The organism is Mesorhizobium sp. P2_E7, from assembly GCF_056403855.1.
The window spans coordinates 2,767,457-2,787,465 of sequence record NZ_JBFUER010000001.1 but is presented as its reverse complement, the minus strand read 5'-3'; the positions used below and the strand labels follow the sequence as shown (position 1 = coordinate 2,787,465).

At 64.6% G+C, this 20,009-nt stretch carries 21 protein-coding genes; 16 read left to right on the top strand and 5 right to left on the bottom strand.

Going from position 1 to position 20,009, the window contains the following annotated elements; translation table 11 throughout:
- The first annotated feature begins 13 nt into the window (after nucleotides 1-13).
- Entirely contained in the window at nucleotides 14-1,501 is a 1,488-nt protein-coding gene (locus AC1DYC_RS13780; RefSeq protein WP_477407050.1) for an aldehyde dehydrogenase, read from the top strand.
- A 5-nt stretch (nucleotides 1,502-1,506) separates the two neighbouring features.
- On the opposite strand, the gene AC1DYC_RS13775 is transcribed toward AC1DYC_RS13780, so the two are convergent.
- Both AC1DYC_RS13775 and AC1DYC_RS13770 read right to left on the bottom strand, forming a co-directional pair.
- Nucleotides 1,507-3,096, bottom strand: coding sequence for a GMC family oxidoreductase (locus tag AC1DYC_RS13775; protein ID WP_477407048.1), 1,590 nt, complete (start codon nucleotides 3,094-3,096; stop codon nucleotides 1,507-1,509).
- Between the two features lie 4 nt (nucleotides 3,097-3,100).
- The gene (locus tag AC1DYC_RS13770; protein ID WP_477407046.1) at nucleotides 3,101-4,603 is read right to left on the bottom strand and encodes an aldehyde dehydrogenase family protein; all 1,503 of its coding nucleotides are present in this window, start codon (nucleotides 4,601-4,603) and stop codon (nucleotides 3,101-3,103) included.
- 42 nt (nucleotides 4,604-4,645) lie between these two features.
- On the opposite strand from AC1DYC_RS13770, the gene AC1DYC_RS13765 reads away from it, so the two are divergent.
- The 11 genes from AC1DYC_RS13765 (at nucleotide 4,646) to AC1DYC_RS13715 (ending at nucleotide 13,205) form a co-directional block, all read left to right on the top strand.
- Nucleotides 4,646-4,822, top strand: coding sequence for a hypothetical protein (locus tag AC1DYC_RS13765; RefSeq protein ID WP_477407044.1), 177 nt, complete (start codon nucleotides 4,646-4,648; stop codon nucleotides 4,820-4,822).
- Nucleotides 4,819-5,712, top strand: coding sequence for a hypothetical protein (locus AC1DYC_RS13760; protein WP_477407043.1), 894 nt, complete (start codon nucleotides 4,819-4,821; stop codon nucleotides 5,710-5,712). Before AC1DYC_RS13765 ends, AC1DYC_RS13760 begins: the two co-directional genes overlap by 4 nt.
- 34 nt (nucleotides 5,713-5,746) lie before the next feature.
- Entirely contained in the window at nucleotides 5,747-6,334 is a 588-nt protein-coding gene (locus AC1DYC_RS13755) for a YceI family protein (protein ID WP_477407041.1), read from the top strand.
- 198 nt (nucleotides 6,335-6,532) lie between these two features.
- A complete protein-coding gene (locus tag AC1DYC_RS13750; protein ID WP_477285508.1) occupies nucleotides 6,533-7,321 on the top strand; it encodes an SDR family NAD(P)-dependent oxidoreductase in 789 nt (262 codons plus the stop codon).
- Between the two features lie 9 nt (nucleotides 7,322-7,330).
- Entirely contained in the window at nucleotides 7,331-8,125 is a 795-nt protein-coding gene (locus AC1DYC_RS13745; RefSeq protein WP_477407039.1) for a MoaF C-terminal domain-containing protein, read from the top strand.
- Between the two features lie 16 nt (nucleotides 8,126-8,141).
- Nucleotides 8,142-8,534, top strand: a complete 393-nt coding sequence (locus AC1DYC_RS13740; protein ID WP_477407037.1) for a nuclear transport factor 2 family protein — start codon at nucleotides 8,142-8,144, stop codon at nucleotides 8,532-8,534.
- Nucleotides 8,535-8,567: 33 nt separating this feature from the next.
- Nucleotides 8,568-9,770: an amino acid ABC transporter substrate-binding protein gene (locus AC1DYC_RS13735; RefSeq protein WP_477303365.1), complete on the top strand. Its 1,203-nt coding sequence runs from the start codon at nucleotides 8,568-8,570 to the stop codon at nucleotides 9,768-9,770.
- A gap of 117 nt (nucleotides 9,771-9,887) precedes the next feature.
- Complete coding sequence (locus AC1DYC_RS13730) at nucleotides 9,888-10,625, top strand: ABC transporter ATP-binding protein (RefSeq protein ID WP_477407035.1); 738 nt, start codon at nucleotides 9,888-9,890, stop codon at nucleotides 10,623-10,625.
- Nucleotides 10,618-11,328, top strand: coding sequence for an ABC transporter ATP-binding protein (locus AC1DYC_RS13725; protein ID WP_477303880.1), 711 nt, complete (start codon nucleotides 10,618-10,620; stop codon nucleotides 11,326-11,328). The genes AC1DYC_RS13730 and AC1DYC_RS13725 overlap by 8 nt, the downstream gene beginning before the upstream one ends.
- 3 nt (nucleotides 11,329-11,331) lie before the next feature.
- Nucleotides 11,332-12,225, top strand: coding sequence for a branched-chain amino acid ABC transporter permease (locus AC1DYC_RS13720; protein ID WP_477407034.1), 894 nt, complete (start codon nucleotides 11,332-11,334; stop codon nucleotides 12,223-12,225).
- 2 nt (nucleotides 12,226-12,227) lie between these two features.
- On the top strand, nucleotides 12,228-13,205 hold the full coding sequence (locus AC1DYC_RS13715) for a branched-chain amino acid ABC transporter permease (RefSeq protein WP_477407032.1): 978 nt from the start codon (nucleotides 12,228-12,230) through the stop codon (nucleotides 13,203-13,205).
- Nucleotides 13,206-13,241: 36 nt separating this feature from the next.
- On the opposite strand, the gene AC1DYC_RS13710 is transcribed toward AC1DYC_RS13715, so the two are convergent.
- Nucleotides 13,242-14,066, bottom strand: coding sequence for an AraC family transcriptional regulator (locus AC1DYC_RS13710; protein ID WP_477407030.1), 825 nt, complete (start codon nucleotides 14,064-14,066; stop codon nucleotides 13,242-13,244).
- Between the two features lie 220 nt (nucleotides 14,067-14,286).
- Between AC1DYC_RS13710 and AC1DYC_RS13705 the strand changes: the two genes are divergently transcribed.
- A complete protein-coding gene (locus tag AC1DYC_RS13705) occupies nucleotides 14,287-15,012 on the top strand; it encodes an SDR family oxidoreductase (protein WP_477285493.1) in 726 nt (241 codons plus the stop codon).
- 60 nt (nucleotides 15,013-15,072) lie between these two features.
- Here AC1DYC_RS13705 and AC1DYC_RS13700 read toward each other — a convergent pair whose 3' ends face one another.
- Nucleotides 15,073-16,032 (bottom strand): helix-turn-helix domain-containing protein, encoded by a 960-nt coding sequence (locus AC1DYC_RS13700; protein ID WP_477407028.1) that lies wholly within the window; start codon nucleotides 16,030-16,032, stop codon nucleotides 15,073-15,075.
- 103 nt (nucleotides 16,033-16,135) lie between these two features.
- A complete protein-coding gene (locus AC1DYC_RS13695; protein WP_477407026.1) occupies nucleotides 16,136-16,882 on the bottom strand; it encodes an IclR family transcriptional regulator in 747 nt (248 codons plus the stop codon).
- Nucleotides 16,883-17,042: 160 nt separating this feature from the next.
- Here AC1DYC_RS13695 and AC1DYC_RS13690 point away from each other — a divergent pair, with 160 nt between their 5' ends.
- Genes AC1DYC_RS13690 through AC1DYC_RS13680 form a run of 3 tightly spaced genes read left to right on the top strand, consistent with a single transcriptional unit; the run spans nucleotide 17,043 to nucleotide 19,999 of the window.
- Entirely contained in the window at nucleotides 17,043-18,428 is a 1,386-nt protein-coding gene (locus AC1DYC_RS13690) for a transaminase (RefSeq protein WP_477407024.1), read from the top strand.
- Nucleotides 18,429-18,431: 3 nt separating this feature from the next.
- The gene (locus AC1DYC_RS13685; RefSeq protein WP_477407022.1) at nucleotides 18,432-19,229 is read left to right on the top strand and encodes an SDR family oxidoreductase; all 798 of its coding nucleotides are present in this window, start codon (nucleotides 18,432-18,434) and stop codon (nucleotides 19,227-19,229) included.
- Nucleotides 19,226-19,999 carry an SDR family NAD(P)-dependent oxidoreductase gene (locus tag AC1DYC_RS13680; protein ID WP_477407020.1) on the top strand — a complete coding sequence of 258 codons (774 nt, stop codon included), beginning with the start codon at nucleotides 19,226-19,228 and terminating at the stop codon, nucleotides 19,997-19,999. Before AC1DYC_RS13685 ends, AC1DYC_RS13680 begins: the two co-directional genes overlap by 4 nt.
- Nucleotides 20,000-20,009: the final 10 nt, after the last annotated feature.

Here is a 20,009-nt window from a genome sequence, read left to right as displayed (position 1 = left end):
TTGGAGGAATGAGTTGGATCAATCGGCCATCGATCGCCTGCGGGCGCAGACCATCGCGGCGCAGGGCCTGTGGATCGGGGGGCGAAAGCTCCCCGCATCCGACGGTTCCCATCTCGATGTGATCAGCCCGATCGATGGCCGCACGATCAGCTCCATTGCCAATGGCGGTGCGGCCGACATCGACGCCGCCGTAAACGCGGCGCGCAAGGCTTTCGAGAAAGGCTCCTGGTCGCGCGCGGCCCCAGCCTTCCGCAAGAAGGTGCTGATAAAATTCGCCGAACTGGTCGAGAAGTACGCGCTGGAACTTGCCGTTCTCGGCGTGCGCGACAATGGCACCGAGATCGGTATGGCCTACAAGGCCGAGCCGCTCTCGGCCGCCGGCACCATCCGCTACTATGCCGAGGCGATCGACAAGGTCTATGGCGAGATCGCGCCGACCGCCGACACTGTGCTTGGCCTGATCCACAAGGAACCGCTCGGCGTCGTCGGCATCATCGTTCCCTGGAATTTCCCGCTGATGATCGGCGCCTGGAAGATCGCGCCGGCGCTGGCGGCGGGCAACACCATCGTCGTCAAGCCGCCGGAGATCGCTTCGCTGACGCTGCTGCGGCTGGCTGAACTCGCCACCGAGGCCGGGCTGCCCGAGGGCGTCTTCAACGTCGTCACCGGCCGCGGTTCGGTCGCCGGCGAGGCGCTCGGCATGCACATGGATGTCGACGCCGTCGCCTTCACCGGATCCGGCCCTGTCGGCCGCCGGCTGCTCGAATATTCCGCGCGCTCCAATCTGAAGCGCGTCTTCCTCGAACTCGGCGGCAAGTCGCCCAACATCGTCTTTGCCGATGCGCCGGATTTGAGCCAGGCCGCCGTGGTCTCGGCCAACGGCATTTTTCGCAATTCCGGCCAGGTCTGTGTCGCCGGCTCGCGCCTGTTGGTCCAGGCCTCGATCTACGACCGCTTCATGGACGAGCTTCTCAAGGCAACCACGAAGCTGAAGGTCGGCGATCCGCTCGATCTCGGCAGCGACATCGGCGCGGTGTCCAGCGCCGAGCAGCTGACCAAGAATCTCGGCTTCGTCGCCAAGGCTTCCGAAGAGGGCGCGCATCTCGTCACCGGCGGCGAGCGCATCCTGACCGAGACCGGCGGCAGCTACATGGCGCCGACCATTTTCGAGAATGTGACGCAAGACATGCAGCTTGCCCGCGAGGAAGTGTTCGGGCCGGTGCTCGGGGTGATGCGCTTCGACACCGAGGAGGAGGCGGTGCGGCTCGCCAACGCGACCGTCTATGGTCTTGCCTCGGCCGTCTGGACATCGAACCTGTCGACGGCGCACCGCATGGTGCGCGCCATCAATGCCGGTGTCGTGCATGTGAACACCTATGGCGGCGCCGACATCACCGTGCCGCTCGGCGGCGTCAAGCAGTCGGGCTTCGGCCGCGACAAGTCCCTGCACGCGATCGAGAAATACACCGACTTGAAGACGGCGTGGATCAATCTCGGCTGACCGAGTCAGGCCGTGCCGAGGATGAAATCCGCGCAGCGATCGCCGATCATGATCGCCGGCGCGTTGGTGTTGCCGCTGGTCAGCCTCGGCATAACAGAGGCGTCCGCAATGCGCAGGCGCGGCACGCCGCGCACGCGAAGCCGGGGATCGACAACTGCCTCATCGTCCGTCCCCATCCGGCAGGTACCACAAGGGTGATAGACGGTCTTGGCGTGGCGGATGATGTGGTCGACGATTTGGTCGTCGCCGAGGTCGTCGGCTTTGCCCGGCGCAAGCTCCTCGGCAACCACTTCGCGCAGCGCGGGCTGGCGCAGGATGCTGCGCGCCACCTTCATGCCGGCAAGCAGCAGCGCCAGGTCATCTGGATGCGACAGGAAGCCGGTGGTGAACCGGATCGGGTCGCCTGGATTTCGCGAGCGCAGCCGCACCGAACCGCGCGATTTCGGCCGCAGCACGCACGGGTTCAACTCCATGCCATGACGCTCGACCGAGCCGTGTTCGGCATTTTCGATCATCACCGGCAGCACATGGAACTGGATGTCCGGCCGGCCGTCTCCGTCGGTGTCGAAGAAGCCGCCGCTCTCGACCACGTTGGAGGCGAGCAGGCCGCGCCGGAACAGCAGATATTCGATGCCGTGCCGCAACGCCTTCAGCCCACGATCCTCGCCGAGCAGCGAGATGGGTTTGCGGGTCAGCGCATAAAGCGGTGCCGCGACATGATCCTGCAAATCCTGGCCCACCGCAGGCATGTCGCGGATGACCGGAATGCCCATCTCGGCGAGATGCCCGGCCGGGCCGAGGCCTGACAGCATCATCAGCTTCGGCGTTGCCAGCGCGCCAGCGGCGAGGATCACTTCGGCCCTCGCTGAGGCGGTGTGGGTCTGTCCGTCCGGGGTCGTGTAGGAGAGCCCGCTCGCGGCGCCATTCTCCAGCGTCAGCGCCGTCACCTGCGCGTCGGTGACCACTTTGAGGTTGGCGTTGCCGGCGAGCGGCCGCAGGAACACCTTTGCCGCCGACTGCCGTTCACCATTGGCTGTCGTCGTCTGGTAGAAGCCGACGCCTTCCTGGCATTCACCGTTGAAGTCATCATTGAAGGGATAGCCGGCCTGCTGCGCCGCCCTGACATAGGCGAGCGACAGCGGATGCCGGTAGCGCGGATCGGAGACCGGTAGCGGACCGTCATTGCCATGGCGTTCGCCGGCAAGCCGCTCATTGCGCTCCAGTCGTTTGTAGACAGGCAGCACATCGTCCCAACTCCAGCCGGGGCAGCCGAGATCGCGCCAGCCATCGTAATCCTGCGGCTGGCCCCTGATGTAGAGCATGGCGTTGATGGACGAGCCGCCGCCGAGCGTGCGTCCTTGCGGGATCGGCAGCGAGCGGCCGCCGACACTGGGTTCGGGATCAGACTGATAGATCCAGCTGCGCGCCGTGCCGATCACCTTGGCAAAGGTGGCGGGCATGTCGATGAAGCGCGTATCATCGGCCGGTCCTGCCTCGACGAGGAGCACGCTTTTTCCTGCGGCAACCAGCCGGCTTGCCACGGTGCAGCCGGCCGAACCCGCGCCGGCGACGATGTAGTCGTAAACCTCCGTCATCGCGTCACGCGTAGCGCATGATGGCGGTCTTGGTTTCGAGATAGCTGTCGATCGCCGCTCGACCATGCTCGCGACCGATGCCGGATTGCTTGAAGCCGCCGAAGGGCGCTGCCGGATCGAGCGTGTTGTGCGAATTGACCCACACCGTACCGGCCTTGAGGCCGTGGATCGCTGTCATCGCCTTGCCCAAATCGCGGGTCCAGATCGAGGCCGACAGGCCGTAGCGCGTGTCGTTGGCGATGCGGATCGCCTCATCGAGATCGGCGACCGGCATCGCCGCGACCACTGGCCCGAACACCTCCTCGCGCACGATCTCCATCTCGGGTCTGACGTTGTGCAGAATGGTCGGCGCCACATAGTGGCCTTTGCCCGGAACCGTTCGTGCGCCGCTTAAGCGTTCGACGCCAGCCGCCAGGCTGCGGTCGACAAAACCTTGCACGCTGTTGCGGTGCTTGGCCGAGACCAGCGGGTTGATCTGCGCGCCCGCATCGCGGCCGGCGCCCATGATCATGCCGTCGGCGATCTCGGCAAGGCGTGAGAGCGTACGGTCATAGATCGACTTCTCGATCAAGATTCGCGCCGCCGAAGTGCAGACCTGGCCCTGGTTGAAGAACATGCCAAGGCCGGCCAGCAGCGGCTCGATGCCTTCTTCCATATCGGCCAGCAGGATCATCGGCGATTTGGAGCCGAGCTCCAGCGTGAAGCGCGCGACGCGGTCGACGGCGGCGTGGCCGACGCGTTTGCCGACTTCGGTCGAACCGGTGAAGGTCAGCTTGTCGACGCCGGGATGGCGGATCAAAGCCTCGCCGGTGACGCTGCCGCTACCGGTGACGATGTTGATGACGCCGGGCGGAAACCCAGCCTGCTGGATCAGTTCGGCGAGCCGCAGCAACCCCAGCGGCGTTTCCTGCGGCGGCTTCAAGACGATCGTGCAGCCGCAGGCCAGCGCCGGCGCGATCTTCCACATGCCGATCAGCAGGGGAAAATTCCATGGCACGATGGCGCCGACAACGCCGACCGGTTCCATGACCGTCATGGCGTGGTGTTTGGCGCCGGGCGGCACCGGGATAGAGACCTGGAAGGTCGAGCCTTCGAGCTTGGTCGCCCAGCCGGCATAGTAGCGCAGCCAATCGACGGAACCGCCGGCGCTTAGCATGCGCGCGACGCCCAGCGACTTGCCGTTCTCGATGCTTTCGATTTCAGCCAGCAGATCTGCATCGGCCTCGATGGCGTCGGCAAGCTTCAGCATCAGGTTCTGGCGGTCGACCGGCCGCATCGAGCCCCATGGACCTTCGAGCGCGGCGCGCGCGGCGCGCACCGCCTGGTCGACCAGTTCTGCGCCGCTCTCCGGCACATGGGTGACGATCTCGCCGGAGGCGGAATCGTCGACCGCAAGACCTTCGCCGGCGAGACCATTGACGAAGCGCCCGTTGATGAAGGGTCGGTGCGGGCGCGACAGGAATGCGGCTGCGGCGGCGCTGATCGGCGGCACGGTTCTCTCGTTCACGCCATCCTCCTCGAATGCTGATGAGCCGTTTTCGAGAGGGTTATGGAGCGCCTCGCCGCGCTTCAAGCCGCCATGGGCGCGAGTGCGCTTTCAGTCAAAACAAAGTTCCCGCTCGGACAAGACGGCAAACGCGTTGCCAATCAAGATTGGCTCGGCGTCGACCGGCGCGGAGCTCGCGTTTCGGGCTTTGAGATTGTCAAAGGAGTGTCGGCGATTTGAGCGTGTTTCTGGGCAATCCGATGGTCGTCACCGCGGCGCTGCCGATGCTGCTTGGCATCGTGTTCGCGTTCCTGGCGCGCTCTGCCTTGGCATCCTCGTCGCTGGTGGTGACCTTGCTGTGGGCGGCTCTTACCCTGTTCTTCTACTGGGACACGCTCGGACCGCCGGCCGTGCCGCCGGTCGCGGCCAGCCAGAAGCTGATCTATCTCGCCTTTGCCGGCATCGTCATAGGCCTTTTGCCTGGGTTGAGCGGTCGAACGGCAAGCATCATCGTCATGGCGGCGCTGGTGGCGGCATTTCTCTGGCTGGGCTGGCGGCGCATCGGCGCCGGCGCGCTCGATCTGCAGATGATTGCCGCCATCGTTGTCGGCCTGCTGGCGACCGTCGGCGGTGCTGTCGCGATGGCTCTGCGCGCATCGCCATCGCCTGAAGTCGAAGCGCCGTTCCTTGTGCCGGCCGCCGTGCTTGCCATGGCGCTCTCCGGCGCCATCGTTTCGGTGCTTGGCGCTTCCATCGTAACAGGACAATTGCTCGGGGCGCTTGCCGCCTTGGTCGGTGGCTGGTGCCTCGTCCAGTATCTGGCGACGCTGCGCGGCGGCACAGCTGCCGCCTGGGGCAAGAGTGTCGCCTTCCTGCTCCTCTACGCTACTGCCACGGTGCTGATCCAGGTGGCGCTGCTGGCGCCCAAGGCAAATCCCATGGCACTCATACTCTCACCCTTGCCGCTGATCGCTGCCGCGCTGGTGTCCGGTCCGCTGCAGCGCTTCCTTCCCGGCGCGCGGCCGTTGCGGCCGCTCATCGCCGGCCTGCTGATCGCCCTGCCGGCAATGCTGGCCATCCTGGTGGCGATCATCTGGGCACCGCATGGGGCTGCCCTCGGCTTTTCCTGAACCCGTTTCAACACGCCAACCAATGGAGAGACATGTGACACCGAAGAACCTGATTGCCGCGCTCGCTTTTGCCGGCGCATCGATGCTTGCCGTATCGGCGCATGCCGACACTTACGAGATCGACGGCCAGCACGCCTGGGTCACCTTCACCATCAAGCACGGCATCTATGGCATCGCGCATGGCCAGTTCGATGCCGTCAAGGGCGCGATTGTGATGGACAAGGCCGATGTCACCAAGAGCAGCGTCAAGGCCGAGATCGATGTCGGCTCTGTCCACACCGCCTTCGAGCAGCGCGACAGCGATCTGAAGGGACCCGACTTCTTCAACGCCGCCGAATTCCCGACGATCAGCTTCGAGAGCACCAAGGTCGAGAAGGTCGATGACAAGACCGGCAAGGTCACCGGCAATCTCACCATCAGCGGGGTCGGTAAGGAGATCACACTTGACGTGAAGCTGATCAACGAGGCCCCGGCGCCGTGGGATGCGACACTGACCAAAGCGGCCTTCAGCGCCACGGCTAAACTGAGCGCGGCCGACTTTCCGATGGCCAAGGCCGCCGACGGGTTTGGCCTTGGGCCGGAGGTGGACGTCGTCATCGATCTTGAGGCGGTGAAGAAATAGGCCACTGCGAATTGCTCCGGGGGTGTGCGGTGGCCGCCGTGCGACCGGGAGGTCGCGCGGCACGTCCGGGGGTAGGGCTGAAGTGCGCGCTCAGTCAAAACAAAGTTCCCGCTCGGACAAGACGCGCAACGCGCGTCCATCGCACACTTGGCCTCGACGAACAGCGACATTGGGCCTTGCGCCCTAGGGACAGCAGCGATGAGATTTTCCGGCAAGACGGCCTTCATCACCGGCGGCGGCACCGGCATCGGCGCAGCTGTCGCGCGGCGGATGGCCGCCGACGGCGCCAGAGTGGTGCTGATGGGGCGGCGGCGCGAACCGCTCGAAGCCGTCACCAGAGACATTGGCGGGTTGGTGGTGCAGGGCGATGCCGCCGATGCCAAGGCGGTGCGCGCCGCGCTTGCCGAAGTGCACGAGAGGTTCGGCCCGGTCGACATTCTGGTCGCCAATGCCGGCGGCCATGGCGTTGGCCCGACGGTGACGATGAGCGACGAGACCTGGGCGCTCGCGACACGTCTCAATCTCGACACCGCTTTCGTCTGCGCCCGCGAATGCCTGCCGGACCTCATTGCGCAGAAGGGCAACATCGTCGTCGTCGCCTCGATTGCCGGTCTCTTCGCCGGGCCGGCCGCGGCCGGCTACGTCACCATGAAACATGCCTGCATCGGCTTCGGCAAATCGCTGGCGCGCGACTATGGCCGCCAGGGCGTGCGCACCAACACGATCTGCCCCGGCTGGGTGGCGACCAGCATGGCCGACGAGCAGATGCAGGTGATCGTCGACAAGCATGGGCTGGGCTCGATCGACGAGGCCTACAGGCTCGTCACCAAGGATGTGCCGCTCGGCCGCCCGGCAACGCCGGAAGAGGTCTCCAACGTCATCTGCTTCGTCGCTTCCGGCGAGGCGTCGATGATGAACGGCTCGATCCTGACCGTCGATGGCGGCGCCACCGTCGTCGACCTGCCAACGCTTGCCTTTGCCGACTGAGGATTTGCCATGAACGACCAGAACAGACCCGCCGACTGGAAACATTTTGACGACTTTGCCGCCGGCATCGCTACCAACCGGATGGCCACGTCCAAGGCGCTTGTCGGCCAGACCTTCAAGATCACGCTCAACAGCGGCCGTGTCATCGATCTCGCCTTCACCGCCGCCGACACGGTGGCGTGGAGCGAGGGCAGCGATGCCGGCGTCGACTGGTACGAGGCGCTGGAAGTGGCGCCGCAGGTGTTCTTCATCAACATGACTTTCGCCGCCAGCCCGGCCGAGGATGAAGCCTTCATCGTCTCGACCGCCACGCGTCGCGTTCTGTCGGTGCGCGAGCGTGTGCGCGAGGCCGCGGAAGCGCCCGGCGAGCCGCGCGTGGCGCAGGTCTATGCCGCTGGCGTGCTCGGCGACGCTTCCGTGCCGCCGACCGGGCGCGAGCCGGCGCCGACGCGCGATCTGGTCGGGCTGACGGCGCACTACACGTACAGCCCCAACCACGTCTACGAGCACATCTATCTGAGCTCCGAGCGCTATGCCTGGCAGAACCTGGTCGGGCTCCAGCGCGGCCATGGCGACGTCGATCTCGCCACCACCTGGAAATTCGCCGATAACCTCTACGTCTTCGGCTTCCGCGAGTTCATCATCCCGGTCGCGTCGCTGTTTTTCTACAATTGGGACACGATGCGCTCGACCGGCAAATTCCTGGGGATCACCAGCCAAGGCACGATCGAGAACAAGCCCGCCGGCGCCTTCATCGAGAAGAAATCGCGGACCGTCTACGACCGCGGCCAGGAACCAGTCTGAGCGCTGGGAGAGAACCATGAGCAACAAGAACTACGACGCCATCAAGGCGCACTATGCCGGCTCCGACGCGAAAGATCTGGCTGCGATGATGGCGCCGCTTACCAGCGGCACCGCCTGGACCGAGATGGCCGGCTTTCCCTATGCCGGAACCTATGTCGGCCCGGACGCCGTCATGGCGGGTGTCTTCAAGCGCATCGGCGAAGACTGGGACGGCTACACATTCGCGCTGGAGAAACTGGTCGATGGCGGCACGACCATCGTTGGTGTCGGCACCTATTCCGGCACCTACAAGAAGACCGGCAGGCCGATGACCGCGCGCGTCGTCCATGTCTGGGAAATGCAGGACGGCAAGGCCGTCAGCTTCGAACAGTTCACCGACACCAAACGGGTTGCGGCCGCGATGGTTTGAGGCGGCCTGACCGATCACAACTGGGAGGATGAAATGGGAAACAATCTGAAGGCAATGCTGGCGGGCCTGGCGCTGTCGAGCGCACTGGCGCTCGGCGGCGCGGGGGCTGCCTATGCCGCCGGCGACGAGATCGTCATCGGTGCGCCGATCTCGCTGACCGGGCCACTGGCCGGCGACGGCAAGGAACAGAAATGGGCCTATGAGCAGGCCGTCGCCGACATCAACAAGGCGGGCGGCATCACCGTGGCGGGCAAGAAGCTGCAGGTGCGGCTGGTCGTCGCCGACGATGAAAGCTCGGAGGGCAAGGTCGCCTCGGCGTTGGAAAACCTGATCAAGGTGCAGAAGGTCGATGCGCTGCTGTCGACCCATTCCGGGCCGATGAACATTGCCGGCGCCATCGTCGCGGAAAAATACAAGAAGTTCTACATGATCACGACCGCCTTCCCGTTCGAATGGCAGCCGTTGAAACTGAAATATTCCGCACTGTTCTTCTTCCATCCGGGACCAGGTGCGGAAGTGCCGTTCGAGATCTGGGACAAGCTGCCGGCCGACGAGAAGCCGAAGCATCCGGCGCTGGTCTCGGAAGATTCGCCCGACGGCAAGGGCTTTGGCGGCGCCTTCGAGGCGGCGGCCAAGAAATACGGCTACACCTTCGCCGTCGACGACCCATGGGCAATCGGCGCCACCGATTATTCGGCTCTGATCACCAAGCTCAAGGCTGCCGATGTCGATGCCATGCTGGTCTTCGGGTCACCCGCCGACACCGTCACGCTGCTGCGACAGATGAAGGAGCTCGGCTTCTCCGTGCCTTATCTGCATGGCTGGAAGGGCACCTGGACCGGCGAGTTCCACGAAGCGCTCGGCGCGGATTCCGATTACATCATGACGGACGGTTTCTGGTCGGCGAGCTACCCCTACAAGGGTGCCAAGGAACTCGGCGATCGCTACGAGGCCGAGTTCAAGAAGGACTCCGTCACCGTCGGCGCCTTCTACGCCAACGCCCAGGTGCTGGCGCAAGCGATCGAGAAGGCCGGCAGTACCGATGCCTCGGCAATCCATGACGCCATCTTCGGCCAGGAGTTCAAGGACACCGTCGTCGGCGATCTCAAATTCGACGAGACCGGCTTTGCGCTGATCCCCAGCGTCGCGACGCAATGGTGGCAGGGCAAGCACCAGCTGATCTATCCGGACGGCACCTGGACCTACAAGCCGGCGCCGGCCTGGGACAAGCGCTGATCACAGCGCTCCTCTCCCCGTTCCACGGGGAGAGGATGCCGGCAGGCAGGTGAGGGGCGGCGCTGACCTCAAACAATTTCCACACGCGAGAAGTATCGCCGGAGAGACGGAAACACGATGCAGCCTGACGAAACCTTGCTGCGCCTCGAGGCGGTCAAGAAGCGCTTCGGCGGGCTTGTGGTGCTCAACAACATCGACATCGCGGTTCGTGCCAACGAGCTGATCGGCGTGATCGGTCCGAACGGCGCCGGCAAGTCGACGCTGTTCAACGTCATCACCGCCCTCTATGCGCCGAGCGAAGGCAAGGTGCTGTTTCGTGGCCAGAATATTACCGGCATCGCGCCACATCGTATCTCGCGGCTGGGCATCGCCCGCACCTTCCAGCTGGTGCGCACTTTCCTCACCATGACCGCTTTCGAGAATGTCATGGTCGGCGCCGTCTATGGAGCTGGGGGGCGCGTCAAGCATGCGAGCGAAGCGGCGAACGCCGCGCTCGAACTGGTCGGCCTGACCGACAGGCGCGATATGCTGACCGCGCATATGACGCTGTCCGATCGCCGCATGCTGGAGATCGCGCGCGCCGTTGCCTCCGAGCCGGCGCTGCTTCTGCTCGACGAACCGATGGCCGGGCTCAACCCGACCGAGATCCAGCGCATGGTCGATGTCATTCGCCGCGTCCGCGACGAGAAGGGAATTTCGATGCTGTGGGTCGAACACAAGGTCGACGCCATCATGAAAGTGTGCGGCCGGGTGATCGTGCTCGATCATGGCGAAAAGATCGCCGACGGCACGCCGCGCGACGTCACGCAAAACCGCAAAGTGATCGAGGCCTATCTTGGCGAACCGGCTGCTTGAAATCAGCGACCTCAAGGTCGCCTATGGCGATGTCGGCGCGCTTTGGGGTGTGTCGCTGCATGTCGATGCCGGCACCATCGTCGCCATTGTCGGCGCCAATGGCGCGGGCAAAACCACACTGCTCAGAACCGTCTCCGGCCTGCTGACGCCGAAGGCCGGCGACATCAGATTGTCCGGCCAGTCGCTGGTCGGCAAAGCGCCTGAAGCCATCGCCCGTATGGGCATTGCCCATGTGCCGGAAGGGCGCGGCCTGTTTCGCCAGATGACGGTGTTGGAAAACCTTGAGCTCGGCGCCTTCCAGCCAAAGGCGCGACCGCGCACCAATGAATTGCTGGAAAAAGCCTATGCACTGTTTCCACGCCTGAAGGAACGCGCAAACCAGAAAGCCGGTTCGCTCTCCGGTGGCGAGCAGCAGATGCTGGCGATCGCGCGCGCCACCATGTCGGAGCCGTCGCTGCTCATCCTCGACGAGCCGTCGCTGGGCCTGAGCCCGCTGGTCGTGCAGCAGATGTTTGCGCTCATCCAGACCTTGCACGGCCAGGGCGTCACCATCCTCCTGGTCGAGCAGAACATCCACCAGGCGTTGAAGGTCGCCGACTACGCCTTCGTGCTCAAGACCGGCGCGCTTGCCATGCAAGGCACCGGCGCCGAGCTCATCGCCGATCCTGAAATCCAGAAGGCCTATATGGGCGTGTTGGAGTAGATGATGTCTAGCATTCCGTCCCCCGACATCCTCCTCCAGCTGTCGCTCAACGGCGCGCTTGGCGGCGCCATGTACGGCGTCGCCGCGGTGGGCCTCAGCCTCATCTTCGGCACCATGCGGCTGATCTTTCTGGCGCAAGGCGCGATGATCATCCTCGCCGCCTATTTCGTGCGGGCGCTGTTTTACGGCCTCGGCATCGACCCGTTCCTGTCGCTCGTCATCGTCGTTCCGGTAGGGCTCGGCGTCGGCTGGCTGCTCTATCAGGGCCTGTTTCGCAAGGCTGCCGCTGAGGCCGACCGTAACGTCTCGCTGCTGATCGCCGTCGGCCTGATGTTTCTGGTGCAGAACCTGATGACGGTGGTGTGGGGCGGTAACACCGCTGCCGTGGTCACCTCCTATACCGCGACAGGCGTTGAGCTGCTCGGCGTGCGCACCTCGTTCACCCGCTCGATGGGTTTCCTGATTGCGCTGGCCGGCACCGGGCTGGTGGTGCTGTTCCTGCGCAAGACCATCATCGGCAAGGCGGTGCGCGCCGCTTCGGAAGACATGGATGCCGCGACGCTGATGGGCATCAGTCCTCACCGCGTCAATGCCATTGCCTTTGCCATCGGCATTTCGCTGGCCGGCGCCGCCGGCGTCGCAGTGGCCACCACCTTTCCGTTCAACCCGTTCGCCGGGTTCATCTTCAGCCTGAAGGCGCTGGTGGCGCTGGCGCTGGGCGGCATCGGCAACGTCAGCGGCGCGCTCGCCGGCGGCATCCTGCTCGGCCTGATCGAAGCCTATGTCCAGTTCTTCATCTCCGGCGGCTGGACGAACGCGATCGCCTACGGCGTGTTTCTCTTGGTGCTGATGTTCAAGCCTGAAGGCCTGTTCAGCCGACCCTACAAGAAGGCTTGAGAATGATGAATCAAGCCATGCAATGGATCGCCGTCGTTGTCGTCGCCGCGCTCGCGCTGGTGCCGTTCCTCCCCGGCGCTGTCGACGCCTACGCCTTCTCCTTTCTGTTCTTCGTCTTTCTTTACGCCATCATGGCGCAGAGCTGGAATCTGGTCGCCGGCTTCGGCGGTCAAATCAGCCTCGGCAGCCATGCCTTCTTCGGGCTGGGCGCCTACACCACCGCCATCCTGTGGAGCGGCAACTATCTCTGGGGCTCGCTCTATGACAGCCATCCCGGCATCTACTATTTCGATCCGGTGACGATGGCGCTGGGCGGCGTGGTCGCGGCCATCGCCGCAGCCATTATCGGCCTGCCGCTGCTGTCAAAACTGCGCGGCGACTATTTCGCGCTGGGCACGCTGGGTTTCGGCGAGATCGTCAAGGTGCTCTTCGTCAATGGCGGCGACTTCACCGGCGGCGCGTTCGGCATTGTCGCGCCGGCCAGCACCTTCGACACGCTGCGCCCGCATTACTGGGTCGCGCTTGGCCTGATGGTCGCCACCGCGCTCGCCATCCGCACGCTGATGCGTTCGCGCTACGGGCTGGCGCTGATCGCCGTGCGTGACGACGAGATGGCGGCGTCGGCCAACGGCATCGACGTGCTGAAGGTCAAGGTCGCCGCCTTCGCCGGCAGTGCCTTCATCGCCGGCGTCGCTGGCAGCCTCTACACCTTCTACATCTTCCATGTCGGGCCGGACTCCGTCTTCGACCTCGACTGGATGCTCCTGCCACTGATGATGACCGTGGTCGGCGGCACCGGCACAGTGCTTGGCCCCATCCTCGGCGCGCTGGTGATGTATGCGGTGTTCGACCTCGCCAAGATCGTCGTGCCGGATTACCACCCGGTGATTTCAGGCCTGACGATCATCCTGGCGATGCTATTTCTGCCAAAGGGTCTGATGCGTAGTTTTGCCGGCAGGGCGAGGGCGACCGGCGCCTGATTTGCCCTTGATCGGCCGTGCTCCTGCTGGCGCCGCTCAATAGGCCGCAGCTGAACCGGGCACGGCCTGAAGGCGGTCGATGTCTTGTCGGGGTGGCGCGCCGAACAGGCGGCGATATTCACGGCTGAATTGCGACGGGCTGTCATAGCCTACCGCGAAGCCGGCCGTGCCTGCGCTTGCCCCGTCGACAAGCATGATCCGTCGCGCCTCCTGCAGCCGCAACTGTTTCTGATATTCGAGTGGGGTCATGCGCGTGATCGCCTTGAAGTGGGCATGAAGCGACGACGGGCTCATGCCTGATGCGACGGCGATCTCGTCGATCCGCAGCTGCGCCTGGAAATGATTGCGGATCTTGGCGATGGCCCGACTGACCTGGTTCAGATGACTGTCCACCGACGCCATCTGGCGCAGCGTCGCGCCATGCGGTCCGGTGAGCAGACGGTAGAGAATCTCGCGCTCGATCAGCGGCGCCAGAACAGCGATGCTTTCTGGGCGATCGAGCAGCCTGACCAGCCGGCAGGCCGCATCGATCAGGTCGGGGTCGCTCGGATAGGTCGCCAGCACCGGCAGGTCCCTGCCGGGGGCAGCACGTCCTTCGTTCACCAGCAACTCGGCCAGTGCAGCGCTGTCAAAATCGATCTTGCAGCAAAGGTAGGGCGCCGCTGGACTCGCCTCCAGAACATGCCCGACCAGCGGCAGGTCGACCGAGACCAGCAAATAGCTTGCTGCGTCATAGACCACGCTCTGGTCGGCGAGCGAAACGCGCTTCGATCCCTGGGCGATTATGCAAAGCGATGCTTCGTAGACCGCGGGAATTGGCGCGCTGGGCTGATTGGCTCGAATGAGCGTCAGCCGTGGCACCTTGGTGCCTTCCATTCCCGAATTTGGGGCAAAGCGGGAGATCAGCCGGGCGAGTTCGTCGATTTTATCCATGCCGCATAAATCTCCATGGCGCCCAATGTTGCAAGCCGTTTCGCGCTCATTTGGAGGATCGTGCAAACTCTTTGGACGATCGCGCTACCGCCTTTTGCCGGTTCGCCGCCATTTATCTCCCCGTCACCGCAGCGAAAAGGATACGATCATGACGGGACTTAAAGACAAGGTTGTGCTCATCACCGGTGCCTCGAGCGGCATCGGCGAAGCGACGGTTCGGGAACTTGCCACGGCAGGTGCCAGACTGTTCATCGGAGCTCGCCGCACCGAGCGGCTCAAGGCACTGGCCGCGGAAATCGGCAAAGGCGTCGCGTGGCGCGAACTCGACGTGACGGATGCGGCAAGCTTCGACGCCTTCGCCGAGGCCGCCCATGCCGAATTCGGGCGGATCGATGTGCTGGTCAACAATGCCGGCGTCATGCCGCTATCGCCGCTTGCCGCGCTGAAGCGCGATGAGTGGTCTCGCATGATCAATGTCAACATTGGCGGCGTGCTGAACGGGATCGCCGCGGTGCTGCCGCGCTTCGTCGCCCAGAAGAACGGGCACATCGTCAACGTCGCCTCGGTCGGCGCGCATATCGTGCTGCCCACCGCGGCTGTCTATTGCGGCACGAAATATGCCGTCTGGGCGATCACCGAAGGGCTGCGGCAGGAGCATGACGACATCCGCGCCACCATCATCTCTCCCGGCGTGACCGCAACCGAACTGGGCGACGATATCAGTGATCCCCAGGTTGCCACGGCTCTGAAAGAGTGGCGGCAGAAGTCGCTGACACCGGACGCCATCGCGCGCGCCATCCGTTTCGCGCTCGACCAACCCGATGGGGTCGACGTCAACGAAGTGATCGTGCGGCCAACCGCCGCCAATATGTAGAAGCTGCTGCCGGATTTCGGTGAGCCATAACGCTCACCAAATCCGGCAAACGGCATGCCCCTAATGCACCACCGACATCATCCGCTCCCGCAATTCCCGCGGTGCCACATCGTACTTGCTTTTGAACGCCCGCGAAAAATGCGCGCTCGAATTGAACCCGCAGGCAAAGGCGATTTCGGAGATCGATGCCGACGCCCGCGCCGGTGACAGCAATTCTTCCTTGCTGCGCTCCAGCCGCCTGTCCCAGACGAAGCGTTCCAGGGTGGCGCCTTCGCCCTCGAAGGCACGATGCAGATAGCGGCGCGAGCAGCCCATGTGGCGGGCTATGTCTTCGGCCGAGAGCGTGCTGCGGGCGAGGTTGGCGTCGATATAGGCGACGATGCGCTCGCGCAGCGCCTCCAGCGGCGAGCGGCGGAATTCAGGCGCCATAGGCTTGGCCTGGATCAGGCCGTTGACGAGCTGGATCAGGCTTTCGCCGACGCGGCGGCAGGCAGCCTCGTCGAGCTTGTGCGCCGCGCCGATCGCCATCTGCATCAGACCGGAGACGATATGGGTCAGGCTGTCGTCTTCGCCTGGTAGCGGCAGCGGCGCCATGAGGCGCGCCAGCGTCTCGTCGCCGAAGGTCGAGCGCGGCACCTGCAGGATCAACTGGTCGACATCGCTGAGGTTCTGCAGCGAGTAGCTGCGCACCGGGTCGTAGATAATCGCCGCGCGCGGGCCGAGATCGACGGCGACCTGCTGCTGTTCGAAGCGGCTGCGGCCTTTCAGCTGCATCAGGATCTTGATCGCGTCGGGATCGAAGCTGCGCCAAAAGGCGCGGTCATTGACGACCAGATGCGACTTGGCCTTAATCTCGGACAGGCGGCAGGCGCCGAGATTGACCGAGACCAGTTTGGGCAACGACGGTGCCTCGCCGCGCGAAAAGCGCTGCGTGATTGGGCCGAACAGCATCCGCGATGCCGACAGGAATGCCTCGCCGTCGGCGACGCTGACATGGTGCATAGTCTCCTCCATCTTCATTCCGTTTCCTGTCTTCGCAGGATTGAGCAGCAAGGCCAGAGCCGGTGCAACCGGCAGGGAAGTTAACATGCTAATCATCTTCGCCGCAACGGCGGAGATTGCGTCATGCCTCGCCGGTCAACCGCGCCGAAATCTGCCCGGCCGCCCTGATCGCCGCCGCGCCCTGGCTCGCCGCAATCGCGTCGTCGATGCGCGAGACGGGCGAGGCGATCGCCAGCGTGCCGATCGGCTGGCCGTCGCCGCCGAGGATCGCCGCACCAATGCTGTGCACGCCTTCCTCATAGCCCTGGGCGCTGCGCGAATAGCCGCGTGAGGCGGCAAGCGTGACCGCCTTGGACAGAGCGGCAGGCCGCGTCATCGTGTGTGCCGTGAAGGCCTGCAACGGCTTTTCCAGATAGGCGCCGACCACTTCGGGGCGCGACGCCGCGAGGAAGGCGATGCCTGACGCCGTGCCATGCAGCGGCAGCACCTGGCCGACATCGACATTGACGCGGTTGGCCTTGACCGACAGTTCGACATGGACGGTGATCAACGCGCCGGCGCTGAATTCCGTCAGGTGCACCGTCTCGCCGGTCTCGAGCGACAACTCGCGGATGATGGGCGTTGCCAGCCGCACGAAAGGAAAATGCGCGTCGCGGATGCGGGCCAGCCGCGACAGGCCGGCGCCCAGTCGGTAGTGCCGGCTTTGCGGCTCCTGTTCGATCAGCCGGTGGTCGGCGAGCGCCATCAAGAGCCGCCTGGCGGTGGCCTTGTCGAGGCCGGCCCGGCGGGCGAGGTCGGACAGGCCGATCTCGGGTTCCGTTAGGGTGAACAGCTCCAGCAACGACACCGCCTTGCTCACCGTGCTCATTGTGCATTCTCCGAGATACTTCGCATGTGAATTAACTTGACAGCGCTCATTCCTGTCGGCAGTGTGTCTATAACATACAAAACACAGGTTCAAATAGTGAACCGATGTGGGCGCGGTCTTGTGCCCCGAAAAATCGCGCGAGGGAGAGTTCAGCACTGTGATGGCTGCCAGCAGAAGCGATGCGCATGCCGCATCAATCGACGAGCTGCTCGATCGCGAGCAGGCGCGGTTCCTCGACACGCATCCGCGTTCGGCGGCGGCGTGGGAAGAGGGCAAGACACACTTCCTCTATGGCGGGCCGTCGCACTGGATGCGGCGCTGGGCCGGCGGCTTCCCGGTCTATGCCGCCTCGGCGCGCGGCGCGCATATCAGGGACATTGATGGCCACGACTATGTCGACTTCGCGCTTGGCGACACGGGCGGCATGTGCGGCCATGCACCCGAGGCGGTGACGCGCGCCGCGGTGCGCCAGCTGCAAAACGGCACCACGATGATGCTGCCCACGGAAGAGAGCCTGTGGGTCGGCGCCGAGCTGACGCGCCGCTTCGGCCTGCCCTACTGGACGCTGACGACCTCGGCCACCGATGCCAATCGCGGCGCCATCCGCATCGCACGCATGATCACCGGGCGCGCAAAAGTGCTGGTCTTCTCCGGCTGCTATCACGGCGGCGTCGAGGAGGCGCATGTCGAGATTCGCGACGGCAGGATCGGCATGCGCAACATGATCCATCCCAACGGCGTCGATCATTCCACTGTTTCCAGGGTGGTCGAGTTCAACGATGTCGCAGCCTTGGAAGAAGCGCTGTCGCATGGCGATGTCGCCTGCGTGCTGACCGAGCCGTTGATGACCAATTTCGGCATGATCCCGGTCGCCGATGGTTTTCACAAGGCGTTGCGCGAGATCACGCGGCGCACCGGCACGGTGCTGATCATCGATGAGACGCACACCATCTCCAGCGGCCCCGGTGGCTACACAGCGCTGCACGGGCTGGAGCCTGATATTCTCGTTGCCGGCAAGGCGATCGCCGGTGGCATTCCAGCCGGCATCTTCGGCGTCTCGCAGGAGATCGCCGAGCGGCTGTGGAAAATCGTGCCACTGGTCAATCCGCGCGTGCGCCAGTCGGCGCATCTGGGCATTGGCGGCACGCTCGCCGGTAATGCTCTCACCATCGCCACCATGCGCGCGGTGCTGGAAGAGGTGCTGACGCCTGCGAATTTCGAGATCATGATCGCCAATGCGACGCGGTTGGCCGAGGCGGCGTGGGGCGTGATCCGCGCCAACAAACTGCCCTGGCATGTGACGCAGACCGGCGCTCGCGCCGAGATCATGTTCATGCCGCAGCCACCGCGCAGCGGTGCCGATGTCATTGCCGGCCGGCGCGGCGATCTCGAGACGCTGCTGCATGCTTTCTACATGAATGAAGGCATATTGGTCACGCCGTTCCACACCATGTTCCTGATGTGCCCGGCGACGTCGCCAGCCGATGTCGAGCGCCATACCGAGGTCTTCGGCCGCTTCGTCGATCTGGTTCGCGGCGTCGTCTGAGCGATGGCGAACCCGTTCGACCTCAAGGGCAGGACAGCGCTGGTCATCGGCGGCGGACGTGGCATCGGCGCCGCCATCGTCACGCGACTCGCAGAGGCCGGAGCGTCGGTGATCATCGCCAACCGCACGCTCGATGTCGCCGAGGCGCTTGCGGCGGACCTCACGGCGCGAAGCCTGTCCGTTCGTGCCGTCGCGCTATCCGGTCTTGACCGCACAGCGCTGCTTCAACTTGTCGGCGCTATTATGGGCGAGACCGGTCGGCTCGACATCGTGGTTCACAATGCCGGCGGCTGTCCCTGGGCGTCAATCGAAGAGCTTGATGAAGACAAGCTCGAAGAGGCGCTGGCGATCAATTTGAAGGCATGCTTCTGGCTGGCGCAGGCGGTGGCGCCCGCGATGCGCAAAAACGGTTTTGGCCGCATCCTCGTGACGTCGTCGGTCTCGGCGCGTGTGGCTATGGCCGGTGGCGCGCATTATTCGGCGGCCAAGGCCGGCGTCAACGCTTTCATCCGGGGCGCGGCCTTCGAGTTCGCGCGCGACGGCATCACCGTCAACGGCGTCGAGCCCGGCTTCATCGCCAAGCCTGGACGCGGCACGATGAGCAAGCCGGAGGTGACGGGCCGTCTCGGCCAGTTCATTCCGATGGGCCATCTCGGCGAGGCCGACGACATTGCCTATGCCATGCTCTATCTCGCTTCCGAGCAGGCGAAATACACGACCGGCCAGACCATCGTCGTCGACGGCGGCTCGACCTTGCCGGAGACGGGCTATGCCGTCGAGCGGCACTGGGGGCTCACATGAGCCGGCGTCTCGAAGGCCGCAAGGCATTGGTCACTGGTGGCGCCACCGGCATGGGCCGGGCCACCGCTGAACTGTTCGGGCGCCGCGGCGCCGAGGTGGTGGTGTTCGGTCACGGCGGCGAGGTTCTGGACGAGGCTGCGAAGGCAAGCGGCGGCATTGCCGTGCGCGGCGATATCACCAATGGCGAGGATATAGCCAGAGCCATCGATGCCTGCGCCAGCCGACTCGACATCGTCGTCAACGCCGCTGGCGTAATGATCCTCGACGAGCCGGAGACGCTGAGCGACGAAACCTGGGCGAAGAGCTTTGCCGTCAACGTCACCGGCGCGATGATGGTGTGCCGGGCAGCGTTGCCGCTGTTGAAAAAGAACGGCGGCGCGATCGTCAACATCGCCTCGGTCGGCGCCTTCAACGCCAGCGGCCAGAACGCCGCCTATTCGGCCAGCAAGGCGGCACTGGTTTCCTACACGCGCTCGCTCGCCTTCGCACATGGCCAGGATGGCATCCGCGCCAATGCAGTTGCGCCCGGCTGGGTGCGCACGCCGATGAGCGTCTACGAGATGAAGGTGGCCGCAGCCGCCAACGGCTCGACATCGGAGGAAGAGTTCGTAGCACTCACCAGCCGCATCGCACTGCGCCGTGTCGCCGAGCCGCAAGAGATCGCGTCCTGCTGCCTGTTCCTCGCATCCGACGATGCGTCCTTCGTCACCGGCGCGGTGCTGGTGGCGGATGGCGGCGGCCGCGCGCCGACGCAGAGCCGGGCGGTGTGAGACGAGCTGA